The organism is Pseudomonas sp. SCB32, assembly GCF_009189165.1.
In the GTDB taxonomy this organism is placed as follows: Bacteria; Pseudomonadota; Gammaproteobacteria; order Pseudomonadales; family Pseudomonadaceae; genus Pseudomonas.
Genome location: NZ_CP045118.1, coordinates 3591223 through 3604250, shown reverse-complemented (window position 1 = coordinate 3604250; position 13028 = coordinate 3591223). Strand labels below are relative to the sequence as shown.

Genomic DNA, 13028 nt, shown 5'->3' with positions numbered 1-13028 from the left:
GGGCCGGGGTTTTGCAGTGCCTCCCGGCCCCGAGGGGCCGGTCGACCCGGGTTCCTTAGTGGAACTGGTTCATGGTGTTGTCTTTGCCGGAGGCCTTCAGAGCGGCTTCGCCAGCGAAGTACTCTTTGTGGTTGTCGCCGATGTCCGAGCCAGCCATGTTCTGGTGCTTGACGCAGGCGATACCCTGACGCAGTTCCTGACGCTGAACGCCCTTCACGTAGGCCAGCATGCCCTGGTCGGCGAAGTAGCCCTTGGCCAGGTTGTCGGTGGACAGCGCGGCGGTGTGGTAGGTCGGCAGGGTGATCAGGTGGTGGAAGATGCCGGCGTGGGCGGAACCGTCACGCTGGAAGGTACGGATCTTCTCGTCGGCGATCTGGGCCAGTTCGGTCTCGTCGTACTCGACGCTCATCAGCTTGGCGCGGTCGTAGGCGGAAACGTCCTTGCCTTCGGCGACGAATGCATCGAACACCTGCTGGCGGAAGTTCAGGGTCCAGTTGAACGACGGGCTGTTGTTGTAAACCAGCTTGGCGTTCGGGATGACCTGACGGATGCGGTCAACCATGCCCTTGATCTGGCCAACGTGCGGCTTCTCGGTTTCGATCCACAGCAGGTCGGCGCCGTTCTGCAGCGAGGTGATGCAGTCCAGAACGCAACGGTCTTCGCCGGTGCCCTTGCGGAACTGGAACAGGTTGGAAGCCAGGCGCTTGGGACGCAGCAGCTTGCCGCCGCGGTTGATCACCACGTCGCCGTTCTGCAGTTCGGCAGCGGAAACTTCTTCGCAGTCCAGGAAGGAGTTGTACTGGTCGCCCAGGTCGCCCGGCTCTTTGGTCACGGCGATCTGCTTGGTCAGGCCGGCGCCCAGGGAGTCGGTACGAGCAACGATCACGCCGTCGTCAACGCCCAGTTCGAGGAACGCGTAGCGAACAGCGTTGATCTTGGCGAGGAAGTCTTCGTGCGGAACGGTCACTTTGCCGTCCTGGTGGCCGCACTGCTTCTCGTCGGAAACCTGGTTCTCGATCTGGATGCAGCAGGCACCGGCTTCGATCATTTTCTTGGCCAGCAGGTAAGTCGCTTCCGGGTTACCGAAACCGGCGTCGATGTCGGCGATGATCGGTACTACGTGGGTTTCGTAGCCGTCGATCTGAGCCTGGATTTCGTCCTGCTTGACCTTGTCGCCGGCAGCGCGAGCGCTGTCCAGAGCGGTGAAGAGCAGGTCCAGTTCGCGGGCGTCAGCCTGGCGCAGGAAGGTGTACAGCTCTTCGATCAGGCCGGAAACGGCAGTCTTCTCGTGCATGGACTGGTCGGGCAGCGGGCCGAAGTCGGAACGCAGCGCGGCAACCATCCAGCCGGACAGGTAGAGGTAGCGCTTGTTGGTGGTCTTCAGGTGCTTCTTGATCGAGATCAGCTTCTGCTGACCGATGAAGCCGTGCCAGCAGCCCAGGGACTGGGTGTAGACGGAAGCGTCGGCGTCATACTCGGCCATGTCCTTGCGCATGATGGCCGCAGTGTACTTGGCGATGTCCAGACCAGTCTTGAAGCGGTTCTGAGCGCGCATACGGGCAACCGACTCGGGGTTGATAGCGCTCCAGCTGTTGCCAGTTTTCTCTTTCAGAGCGGCAACGGCCTTGATGTCGTTTTGATAAGCGGACATGGTCAATCCTTCAAAGTATGTGTGTGGTTGAGCACCGACTTCCCCACTCAAAACCCGTATCTGCACGGAATTGACTGCGGGTTGCTCGCCGCGGGATGGCGAAGGTGCGACCGGTAAAGAAGGAGTGACGCTGGAGGAATGGGGTAGAGCGGCTTACAGACTGGTGACTGCAGCGGTGACATCCAGAATCGCTTGCCGGCTCGTGGCAGCCGTTGGGCGATGGTGGACGGCTGAATCCGTCACTTCGTACTGTTGCTAAGGCTTGCTTCCCCGTCCCTCAGGACAACCTCTTGCCAGTCGCAACCTCGTCGATCCGCCTTGTGGGCTTAACAACACGGACCGGCGCGGCGGGTGGGCCACAGGCTCGGTCCGGAGGGCTTTGAGACCCTCTGGTTAGCGGGAGCGAGGCCATCATGCACGTTCAAACGAGCGTTCGTCAAACGTTTTGTAGTGTTTTTTTTGGGCTACTACACGAAGGTCTAACGGGGACTGGCAAGTCACCTGCGGAAGGCTTAGTCGACGACATCGACCTTCACCCGCAGGCTGCTGTCGTTGCGGCCCTGGGTGCTGTAATGGCGGGTGTAGCCGCTCTGGGTGCTCTGGTTGCTCTCGCTGACGCCGCCGACTTCGATCCACTGGCCGAGCGGGCCGCTGACGCTGGTTTCGGTCGAGCTGGTGTTCATCGAGCCCTGGTAGTTGCCGTTGAAGCGGTCGTTGCGGGTGCTCAGGGTGATGTGTACGAGGTTGCCGGTGATGCTGGCGGTCACGTACATGCCCTGGTTGGCGTCGCGGAACTCGGTCTGGCTGTAGACCTGGCCGTACGGGCCGATGCCTGCGTTGGTCACCGGCTGGCTCTGGCCGACCTGGATGAGTGCCGGAGAGCCTTCGGTGGTGCGCACCTGCTGGGTGCCGCCGCCACGGCTGTTGGTGGAGCGGTTGATGATGCGCACCTGGTCACGGCCGTTCACTTCGCCGCGGCCGGACTGGATTTCCACGTTGCCGGCGCTGACCGAGCCATTCACGGAGTAGCCGCTCTGGTTGCTTTGGCTGCCGTCGCTGGTGTCGACGCTGATCAGCAGTTGGTGAGGGCGGGTGTCCAGCTGGCTGAGCACTTGCTGCAGCTCGCGGATCTTCGCCAGCTCGGCATTCACGATGAGCTGGTTGCCATAGGCGGTGACCCGACCTTCGTTGCCCACTACGGACTGTGCCACCGGCAGCATGTCTTCCGCGGTGCGGTAGTTGAGCGGGATGACCTCGGTGCGGGGCGCGGCGATGGCGGCCAGGCTGATGCTGCAGGCGAGGAGCAGAGCGAGAGGGCGTCGGGTCAAAGCAGGAAGCTCCGCAGGTTCGGATCGAGGAGGCTGGTGTTCCAGGCCTGTTCGAACTGCTCCAGCAACTGGCGGGTTCGGCCGGGATTGTTGTAGAACACGTAGCCGGCATAGTCGCCGGGTTCCGGGCGCAGCAGCAGGCCGCAGTCGTCGGCCAGCAGGAAGGCGTGCTCTTCGCTCGGATAATCAGGATTGATCCGGCGGATCTGGCAGTAGCTGGACAGGCGTCGGCTGAGATTCAGCAGGCGATGGCCGTCCTTCACCGCGCGGGTGCTGTCACGCACCAGGATCATCAGGCGATTGCGCGGATTGCTCAGTAGCATCCGGGTGCAGGCTTCCTGGATGCTGCTGTGGTGGTACAGCCAGGGCTCCAGGTCGGGGGTGTAGAGGTAGAGCGTGCGCTGCGCCTGTTGCATCAATGCCAGGGCATGGGCGCGGGCGGCTTCAGGCTTGTTGAAGCGATGCAGCTGGTCGTTTTCGCCGAGACGGAAGGGGGCGGGCTCGAGCGTCTCGGGTGGCAGCGCTTCGCTGGGAGGGTTGTGGACGGCGAAACGTCCCGGTGACTGAAACTCGATGTCCGGCAGTTCTACCGGCAGATCGTCTTGTTCCGGGACGTTGTCCATTTCAATGCCTCAGTCGCTTTCGCGCACCATGTCCACGTGGGGGAGGCCGGCGTCGAGGAACTCGCCACTGGCTACCTTGAAGCCTAGTCGTTCGTAGAAGGGGATGGCATAGACCTGTGCGGTCAGTAGCTGGCGCTTCAGGCCCTGGCTCTCGGCCTGCTCGATGGCGGCGCGCATGAGCAGGTCGCCGACCTTGAGGCCGCGCCAGTCCTTGAGGACGGAAACGCGGCCGATGTGCCCGTCCGGCAGGAGGCGGGCGGTGCCGATGGCGTAGTCGCCTTCAAAGGCCAGGAAGTGCACGGCTTCGACATCCTCGGCGTCCCATTCGAGTTCCGGCGGCACCGATTGCTCGGCGATGAACACCGCCTCGCGAATGCGCCGCAGGTCGGCATTATCCTTTTGCCAGTCCGCCACGCGAACCCTGATCTTGCTACTCATCGGCGAACTCCAGACTGCCTTGTTTGATCAGTTCTCCAACGAGCTTACGCCCATCCTCATCGGCCAGCCATTGGCCGAGATTGCCCACGTGCAGCGATTCCGCCGAGCACACCAGCTTGAGCAATTCGCGCAGCTTCTCCGGCAGGACTACGGTCTGGCCGCTGGCGAACAGCAGCAGGCCGACGTCCACCTCGCTCCAGGCCATGCGGGCGCTGGGGTTGCGGATCAGCACGGCGCCGTCGGTGATTGCGGCGGTCAGCTCGTCTTCCTCGATCTCTTCGCCGGCGACTAGTTCCGGGTAGCGCGGCTCGGTCATGAACTGGCCGAACCAGGTGAGCAGCAGGCGCTCGTCGCTCATGTGCTCCTGCAGCAGGTTCTTCAGGCGGTCGAGGGCGTCGCGCTGGATCTTGTGCTGGTCTTCATCGCCTTTCACCGCTGCCATGCCCGCGTCGCTGTAGCGCTCCTCGTCGGAGAGGAACTGGGCGAGGAAGTCGGTGAAGTGGGTCAGCACTTCGGCGGCGCTGGGTGCGCGGAAGCCGACCGAGTAGGTCATGCAGTCGTCTTCGGCGATGCCGTAGTGAGCGATGCGCGGCGGCAGGTAGAGCATGTCGCCGGGTTCGAGCACCCATTCAGCGCTTTCTTCGAATTCGGCGAGGATCCGCAGGTCGGCGTGGGGCAGCAGCGGGCTGCTGGCGTCGCAGGTCTGGCCGATCTTCCAGCGGCGCTGGCCGTGGCCCTGCAGCAGGAACACGTCGTAGTTGTCGAAGTGCGGGCCTACACCGCCGCCCGGTGCGGCGTAGCTGATCATCACGTCGTCGATGCGCCAGCTGGGCAGGAACTTGAAGTGCTCCAGCAGTTCGGCAACTTCCGGGATGAACTGGTCGACGGCCTGCACCAGCAGGGTCCAGTCGCGCTCGGGCAGGTCCTTGAAGGCGTCTTCCTTGAACGGGCCGCGGCGCAGTTCCCACGGGCTGTCGCCGTGTTCGACGACGATGCGCGACTCGATCATCTCTTCCAGGGCCAGGCCGGCCAGTTCGTCAGGCTCCAGCGGGCTCTTGAAATCCGGGATGGCCTGGCGTACCAGCAGAGGCTTTTTCTGCCAGTAATCGCGAAGGAATTCTTCGGCGCTGATGCCGCCCAAAAGCTGAAGAGGAATAGCAGGATTCATGTGTAAGTCCTTGAAACAAAAACGCCCGGCACAGCCGGGCGTGCAAAGTCAGGGCGAATCTCAGATGCGCTTGGCTTGGGCGGCAGCGTTACCGATGTAGTTCGCGGGAGTCAGTTTCTTCAGTTCGGCCTTGGCTTCGGCGGGCATGTCGAGACCTTCGATGAACACCTGCAGGGCTTCGGCGCTGATGCCTTTGCCGCGAGTCAGCTCCTTGAGCTTCTCGTAGGGGTTTTCGATGCCGTAGCGGCGCATGACGGTCTGTACCGGCTCGGCCAGGACTTCCCAGCAGGCGTCCAGGTCGTCGGCGATGCGCGCGGCGTTCAGCTCCAGCTTGCCGATGCCCTTGAGGCTGGCTTCGTAGGCGATGACGCTGTGGGCGAAGCCGACGCCCAGGTTGCGCAGCACGGTGGAGTCGGTGAGGTCACGCTGCCAGCGGGAGATCGGCAGCTTGCTGGCCAGGTGCTGGAACAGTGCGTTGGCTATCCCTAAGTTGCCTTCGGAGTTCTCGAAGTCGATCGGGTTTACCTTGTGCGGCATGGTCGAGGAGCCGATCTCGCCGGCGACGGTCTTCTGCTTGAAGTAGCCCAGGGAGATGTAGCCCCAGACGTCGCGGTCGAAGTCGATGAGGATGGTGTTGAAGCGCGCGATGGCGTCGAACAGCTCGGCGATGTAGTCGTGCGGCTCGATCTGGGTAGTGTAGGGGTTCCAGTTCAGGCCCAGGTCGCCTTCGATGAATTCGCGGGCGTTGGCTTCCCAATCCACTTGCGGATAGGCCGACAGATGGGCGTTGTAGTTGCCTACGGCGCCGTTGATCTTGCCCAGCAGCTCGACCGAGGCAACCTGCTTGATCTGGCGCTCCAGGCGGTAGACGACGTTGGCCAGTTCCTTGCCCAGGGTGGTCGGGGAGGCCGGCTGGCCGTGGGTGCGCGAAAGCATCGGCACGTCGGCGAACTTCACCGCCAGCTCGCGGATGGAGTCGGCGATCTGGCGCATCAGCGGCAGCAGCACGGTGTCACGGCCTTCGCGCAGCATCAGGGCGTGGGACAGGTTGTTGATGTCCTCGGAGGTGCAGGCGAAGTGGATGAACTCGCTGACCTTGGCCAGTTCCGGCAGCTTGGCGGCCTGCTCCTTGAGCAGGTATTCCACGGCTTTTACGTCGTGGTTGGTGGTGCGCTCGATGTCCTTGATGCGCTGCGCGTGCTCCAACTGGAAGTCATCGGCCAGCTGGTTGAGCAGGGCATTGGCTTCGGCGGAGAAGGGGGCCACTTCGGGAATGCCGGCGTGGGCGGCGAGGCGCTGCAGCCAGCGGACCTCCACCAGGACGCGGAAACGGATCAGGCCGTACTCGCTGAAGATCGGACGCAGGGCGCTGGTTTTGCTGCCGTAACGGCCGTCAACGGGGGAAACCGCGGTAAGGGAGGAAAGCTGCATGGGGCGTTCTCGTGGCTGGAGGTCAACGAAAAGGGCGCACATCATACACGAAAGCGGCGCTCCGGTCGCCTTTGCGGCGACCGGTTGGTGGTGTTTCAGCCGCGTAGCAGGGGGCGCAGTTCGTTGAGCATTTTCTTCCTGCTGAACAGCATCTGCCAGCGATTGCCGCCGAGCTGCCTCCACAGACGGGCGGAGCGGATGCCAGCCAGCAGCAGGGCGCGGATGCGCGCGGCATTGGCATTGATCTGCAGGTAGCGCATGTCGCCGTGCACCTGGATGCGCTGGCGGAAGGTGCTCAGGGTGTCCTGGTAGAGGCCGGCGCAGGAGGCGATGACGTTTTCGTGGACCAGGCCGAAGTGCTGTACCTGCTGCTGGATCTGGTCCAGGCGGCTGCCCATGATGTCGAGCATGTCGTCGCGCTTGTTCAGCTGACGTTCCAGGCCGATCAGCGAGAGGGCGTAGCGCAGCGGTTCGCGTTGCAGGCTGTTGGGGTCGCGCTCGAGCGCGCTGACCAGAGCGCGGAGCCCTTCACGCAGGTTTGCAGTGTCGCCGCCGTAGACATCGAGGGTGGTCTTCGGGTCGCGCACCAGCAGGCTGCCGAGCATGCAGCCCAGCGGCGCCTCGGGGATCTGCCCGGTGCGGGCGAGGCGGTCTACCAGGGCTGCGGCTTCGAAAACACCAGAGAGGGCAATGATCTGGTCGTGCAGATCGCTCATTTACGGTCCTTAGCGAATGCGGGTTCGGCCGATTCGATGACGCCACCGCCGAGGCAGATTTCGCCATCGTAGAAGACCACGGACTGGCCCGGGGTAACGGCGCGCTGCGGCTCGTCGAACACGGCGCGATAGCCGTTCTCGGTGCGCTCCAGCACGCAGTCCTGGTCGGCCTGGCGATAGCGCACCTTGGCGCGCAGGGTCCTGGGCCGGTCCAGGTCGATGGGGTTGACCCAGTAGATGTGCGAGGCGTGCAGAGCGCGGGAGAATAGCCACGGGTGGTCATTGCCCTGGCCGACAACCAGGACGTTGCGCACCAGGTCCTTCTCCAGCACATACCAGGGGCTGTCGTCGGCGTTCTTCAGGCCGCCGATGCCCAGGCCCTGGCGCTGGCCGATGGTGTGGTACATCAGGCCGACATGCTTGCCGATGACCGTGCCGTCGGTGGTCTCGATGTCGCCCGGCTGGGCCGGCAGGTACTGTTTGAGGAAGTCGCTGAAGCGGCGCTCGCCGATGAAGCAGATGCCGGTGGAGTCCTTCTTCTTCGCAGTGGCCAGGCCGTACTTCTCGGCGATGGCACGCACCTCGGGCTTTTCCAGTTCGCCGACCGGGAACAGGGTCTTGCCGATCTGCTCGCCGCCCACGGCGTGGAGGAAGTAGCTCTGGTCCTTGTTCGGGTCCAGGCCCTTGAGCAGCTCGCTGCGGCCGTCGATGTCGCGGCGGCGCACGTAGTGGCCGGTGGCGATCAGGTCGGCACCCAGGGCGACGGCGTAGTCGAGAAAGGCTTTGAACTTGATCTCGCGGTTGCAGAGGATGTCCGGGTTCGGCGTGCGGCCGGCCTTGTACTCTTCGAGGAAGTGCTCGAAGACGTTGTCCCAGTATTCCGCGGCAAAGTTGGCGGTGTGCAGCTTGATGCCGATGCGGTCGCAGACGGCCTGGGCGTCGGCCAGGTCGGTCATGGCGGTGCAGTATTCGGTGCCGTCGTCCTCTTCCCAGTTCTTCATGAACAGGCCTTCCACCTGGTAGCCCTGTTCCTTGAGCAGGAGGGCTGAGACGGAGGAGTCCACGCCGCCGGACATGCCGACGATGACGCGGGTGTTCTGGGGGCTTTGCAGCGAAGAAGAGGAGGAATCAGGCATGGTGGCGCATCACGGGTGCAGGTAAAGGCGGAGATTCTACCAGAGCCGAGCGGCTCAGGCTTGGCTGGTGGTGCCAGGGTGGGTCAGTTGCGGATCAAGGCCAGCGGGAAGCGTTCGCCTTCCAGGTAGTCGTCGATGCAGCGCAGGACCAGGTGGCTGCGCCAGCGCTCGGGTTGCACGGCGAGTTCCTCGCGGGTCATCCAGCAGGCGCCGAGGATGCCGTCGTCCAGTGCGCGCTCGGGATGATGGCGCAAGGGGCGGGCGGCGAAGCAGACGCGCTGGTAGGTCACGCCATTGCTCGGTGCGGTGTACAGGTAGATGCCTGTGACGGCAGTGAGCTCGACGTCCCAGCCGGTTTCCTCGAGGGTTTCGCGCACAGCGGCTTCAAGCAGGCTTTCGTTGGCTTCCAGGTGGCCGGCCGGCTGGTTGAAGACCTGCTTTTTGTCTGCGGACATTTCTTCCACCAGCAGGAATCGGCCCTGGTCTTCGACGATGGTGGCGACGGTGACGTGTGCTAGCCAGCGCATGGGTGTGGATTCCCTTTCGGATAATTGCGGAAAGCGCGAGTTTAACGTTGTCGGGCGCAGAAAGCAGAACCCCCGGGAAGGCCCGGGGGTTCTGCTGTCACGCGAAGTGGCTTACGCCAGTGCGTCGATCGCGGCGTTGAAGGTCGCGCTCGGACGCATGACCTGCGAGGTCAGCTCCGGGTTGGAACGGTAGTAACCACCGATGTCGGCCGGCTTGCCCTGGACGCCGTTCAGTTCGGCGACGATGGCCGCTTCCTTCTCGGTCAGGGTCTTGGCCAGCGTGCTGAAGTGGGCTTTCAGCTCGGCGTCGTCGTTCTGCTCGGCCAGGGCCTGGGCCCAGTACATGGCGAGATAGAAGTGGCTGCCGCGGTTGTCGATCTCACCGATCTTGCGCGACGGCGACTTGTTGTTGTCGAGCAGCTTGCCGGTGGCGATGTCCAGGGTATTGCCCAGCACCTTGGCCTTGGCGTTGTTGGTCTTGATGCCTTCTTCTTCGAAGGAGACGGCAAGAGCCAGGAATTCGCCCAGGGAATCCCAGCGCAGGTAGTTCTCTTCCACCAACTGCTGTACGTGCTTCGGAGCCGAACCGCCGGCGCCGGTCTCGTACATGCCGCCGCCCGCCATCAGCGGAACGATGGACAGCATCTTGGCCGAGGTGCCCAGCTCCATGATCGGGAACAGGTCGGTCAGGTAGTCGCGCAGGACGTTGCCGGTCACCGAGATGGTGTCCAGGCCGCGCAGCTGGCGCTCCATGCTGGTGCGGATGGCTTCGTTGTAGCCCTTGACGCTGATGTCCAGGCCGGTCAGGTCGTGGTCTTTCAGGTACAGCTCGACCTTCTTGCGCAGCTGGTTGTCGTGTGCGCGCTCCGGGTCCAGCCAGAAGATGGCCGGAGTGTTGGACTGGCGGGCGCGGGTAACGGCCAGCTTGACCCAGTCGCGGATCGGGGCGTCCTTGGTCTGGCAGGCGCGCCAGATGTCGCCGGCCTGCACTTCGTGCTGCATCAGGACCTTGCCGTCGGCGTCGACTACACGCATGGTGCCGTCGGCTTCCATTTCGAAGGTCTTGTCGTGGGAGCCGTATTCCTCGGCCTTCTGCGCCATCAGGCCGACGTTCGGTACGCTGCCCATGGTGGTCGGGTCGAACGCGCCGTTGGTTTTGCAGAAGTTGATCATTTCCTGGTAAATGCGGGCGTAGGTGCTTTCCGGCATCACGGCCTTGGTGTCTTTCTGCTTGCCGTCCTTGCCCCACATCTGACCCGAGTTGCGGATCATGGCCGGCATGGAGGCGTCGACGATCACGTCACTGGGGATGTGCAGGTTGGTGATGCCCTTGACCGAGTCGACCATCGCCATTTCCGGGCGGTGGCTGTACACCTCGTGGATGTCGTGCAGGATTTCTTCCTGCTGCGAGGCCGGCAGCGACTTGATCTTGTCATAGACGCTGGAGATGCCGTTGTTCGGGTTCACGCCCAGCTCTTCGAACAGCTGGCCGTACTTCTCGAACACGTCCTTGTAGTAGACGGTGACGGCGTGGCCGAAGACGATCGGGTGGGAGATCTTCATCATGGTGGCCTTGACGTGCAGGGACCACATGACGCCGGTTTCCTTGCAGTCCCGCAGGGTCTTCTCGAAGAAGGCGCGCAGCTTGCTGCAGCTCATGAACATGCTGTCGAGGACTTCGCCGTCCTGCATCTTCAGGGTCTTCTTGGTCTCGACCTTGCCGTCCTTGCCGACGAATTCGATGCGAATTTCACCGGCCTTCGGAATGGTGACCGACTGCTCGCTGGAGAAGAAGTCGCCGCCACGCATGTAGTCGGCGTGGGAGCGCGAAGCCATGCTCCACTTGCCCATGCTGTGCGGGTGCTTGCGGGCGTAGGCTTTCACGGCGGCCGGAGCGCGGCGGTCGGAGTTGCCTTCGCGCAGGACCGGGTTCACGGCGCTGCCCAGGACCTTGGCGTAGCGGGCGCGGGTGTCGTTCTCTTCGTCGGTCTGCGGGTCTTCCGGGAAGTCCGGAACGGTGAAGCCCAGTTTCTGCAGCTCGGCGATGGCGCCCTTGAGCTGCGGTACCGAAGCGGAGATGTTCGGCAGCTTGATGATGTTGGCTTCGGGGGCGGTGGCCAGTTGGGCCAGGTAGGCCAGATCGTCTGCGATGGCCTTGTCGCCGAGCTTGTCGGCGAAGGAGGCCAGGATACGGCCTGCAAGAGAGATGTCGCGGGTTTCTACGTCAATGCCGGCGGAGGCGGCGAAGGCTTTTACGATGGGAAGCAGCGAGTAGGTTGCAAGGGCTGGTGCTTCGTCGGTGAAGGTGTAGGTGATCTTCGAGCGGATGGACATCTCGTTCTAACTCTCTTCTTTGCTGGGCGCGCACAGAGTCTCGAATCGCGTTGGTACACGCTTGCGTTCAACGAAGTGGTTGACCGACCTTCGAGATTTGCCGCGGGGATATTGGGGCGCCAGTAGAGCGTTGTACGACGGTTTCCTGGTGTGGACTCCGCCGTGGCGAGGAGAGAGTCTGGTCCCAGACTGCTCGGACCTCGATGACCATTAAGTCATGGCGGGCAGTATACCACCCTAAAGGCAGGGTGATGCGCGTCCCTTTTTTAGACTAAGGAATGATGTAGTTCGATCACCGACTTGTGAGCTACCCTCAGTGGCTGCAAGAGGGTTTCAACCAAAAAGCGGAGTTCAGCATGGGATACCAAAAGATCCAGGTGCCGGCCGGTGACAAAATCACCGTCAACGCCGATATGTCCTTGAATGTACCGAAGAACCCGATCATCCCGTTCATCGAGGGTGATGGCATTGGCGTCGACATCAGCCCGGTCATGATCAAGGTCGTCGACGCAGCCGTCGAGAAAGCCTACAAAGGCGACCGCAAGATCGCGTGGATGGAAGTCTACGCCGGCGAGAAGGCCACCCAGGTCTACGACCAGGACACCTGGCTGCCCCAGGAAACCCTGGATGCCGTTCGCGACTACGTCGTCTCCATCAAGGGGCCGCTGACCACGCCGGTCGGTGGCGGCATCCGCTCGCTGAACGTGGCCCTGCGCCAGCAGCTCGATCTCTATGTCTGCCTGCGCCCGGTGCGCTGGTTCGAAGGCGTGCCCAGCCCGGTGAAGAAGCCCGGCGACGTGGACATGGTGATCTTCCGCGAGAACTCCGAAGACATCTATGCCGGCGTCGAGTGGAAGGCTGGCACTCCCGAGGCCCAGAAGGTCATCAAGTTCCTCACCGAGGAAATGGGCGTCAAGAAGATCCGCTTCACCGAAAACTGCGGCATCGGCATCAAGCCGGTTTCCTTGGAAGGCACCAGGCGCCTGGTGCGCAAGGCCCTGCAATACGCCGTGGACAATGATCGCAGCTCCGTGACCATCGTTCACAAGGGCAATATCATGAAGTTCACCGAGGGCGCCTTCAAGGACTGGGGCTACGAGCTCGCTCGCGATGAGTTCGGCGCCCAGCTGCTCGATGGCGGCCCTTGGATGCAGTTCAAGAACCCCAATACCGGCAAGAACATCGTGGTGAAGGACGTGATCGCTGACGCCATGCTGCAGCAGATACTGCTGCGTCCGGCCGAGTACGACGTGATCGCCACCCTGAACCTCAACGGTGACTACCTCTCCGATGCCCTGGCGGCGGAAGTAGGTGGCATCGGCATCGCGCCGGGGGCCAACCTGTCCGACTCGGTTGCCATGTTCGAGGCAACCCACGGCACTGCGCCCAAGTACGCGGGGCTGGACAAGGTGAACCCGGGTTCGGTGATCCTCTCCGCCGAAATGATGCTGCGCCACATGGGCTGGCCGGAAGCGGCCGACCTGATCATCAAGGGTGTGAACGGTGCCATCGCTGCCCGCACCGTTACCTACGATTTCGAGCGCCTGATGGACGGTGCCAAGCTGCTGTCCTGCTCGGAGTTCGGTGACGCGATCATTGCCAAGATGTGATCCGGCGTGAAGTGCCCATAAAAAAAGGCCGGCTGATGCCGGCCTTTTTTCATTCTGCTGATCCTG

At 62.9% G+C, this 13028-nt stretch carries 11 protein-coding genes; 1 reads left to right on the top strand and 10 read right to left on the bottom strand.

Going from position 1 to position 13028, the window contains the following annotated elements; all coding sequences use genetic code 11:
- Positions 1-55 precede the first annotated feature (55 nt).
- The 10 genes from GA645_RS16440 to GA645_RS16395 form a co-directional block, all read right to left on the bottom strand.
- Positions 56-1651, bottom strand: coding sequence for an isocitrate lyase (locus GA645_RS16440; RefSeq protein ID WP_152224080.1), 1596 nt, complete (start codon positions 1649-1651; stop codon positions 56-58).
- 512 nt (positions 1652-2163) lie between these two features.
- Complete coding sequence (locus GA645_RS16435; protein ID WP_152224079.1) at positions 2164-2979, bottom strand: secretin N-terminal domain-containing protein; 816 nt, start codon at positions 2977-2979, stop codon at positions 2164-2166.
- On the bottom strand, positions 2976-3602 hold the full coding sequence (locus GA645_RS16430) for a histone acetyltransferase HPA2 (RefSeq protein ID WP_152224078.1): 627 nt from the start codon (positions 3600-3602) through the stop codon (positions 2976-2978). Before GA645_RS16430 ends, GA645_RS16435 begins: the two co-directional genes overlap by 4 nt.
- Positions 3603-3611: 9 nt before the next feature.
- A complete protein-coding gene (locus GA645_RS16425) occupies positions 3612-4040 on the bottom strand; it encodes a GNAT family N-acetyltransferase (protein WP_152224077.1) in 429 nt (142 codons plus the stop codon).
- A complete protein-coding gene (locus GA645_RS16420; RefSeq protein WP_152224076.1) occupies positions 4033-5208 on the bottom strand; it encodes a cupin domain-containing protein in 1176 nt (391 codons plus the stop codon). The genes GA645_RS16425 and GA645_RS16420 overlap by 8 nt, the downstream gene beginning before the upstream one ends.
- Positions 5209-5268: 60 nt before the next feature.
- Positions 5269-6639, bottom strand: coding sequence for an adenylosuccinate lyase (purB, locus tag GA645_RS16415; protein WP_152224075.1), 1371 nt, complete (start codon positions 6637-6639; stop codon positions 5269-5271).
- Positions 6640-6734: 95 nt separating this feature from the next.
- The gene (hflD, locus tag GA645_RS16410) at positions 6735-7355 is read right to left on the bottom strand and encodes a high frequency lysogenization protein HflD (RefSeq protein WP_152224074.1); all 621 of its coding nucleotides are present in this window, start codon (positions 7353-7355) and stop codon (positions 6735-6737) included.
- On the bottom strand, positions 7352-8491 hold the full coding sequence (gene mnmA, locus GA645_RS16405) for a tRNA 2-thiouridine(34) synthase MnmA (RefSeq protein WP_178119559.1): 1140 nt from the start codon (positions 8489-8491) through the stop codon (positions 7352-7354). Before mnmA ends, hflD begins: the two co-directional genes overlap by 4 nt.
- A gap of 83 nt (positions 8492-8574) precedes the next feature.
- The gene (locus GA645_RS16400; protein ID WP_152224073.1) at positions 8575-9018 is read right to left on the bottom strand and encodes an NUDIX hydrolase; all 444 of its coding nucleotides are present in this window, start codon (positions 9016-9018) and stop codon (positions 8575-8577) included.
- Positions 9019-9129: 111 nt separating this feature from the next.
- Positions 9130-11352, bottom strand: a complete 2223-nt coding sequence (locus GA645_RS16395; RefSeq protein ID WP_152224072.1) for an NADP-dependent isocitrate dehydrogenase — start codon at positions 11350-11352, stop codon at positions 9130-9132.
- A gap of 356 nt (positions 11353-11708) precedes the next feature.
- Here GA645_RS16395 and icd point away from each other — a divergent pair, with 356 nt between their 5' ends.
- Positions 11709-12962 (top strand): NADP-dependent isocitrate dehydrogenase, encoded by a 1254-nt coding sequence (gene icd / locus GA645_RS16390; RefSeq protein WP_152224071.1) that lies wholly within the window; start codon positions 11709-11711, stop codon positions 12960-12962.
- Positions 12963-13028 lie beyond the last annotated feature (66 nt).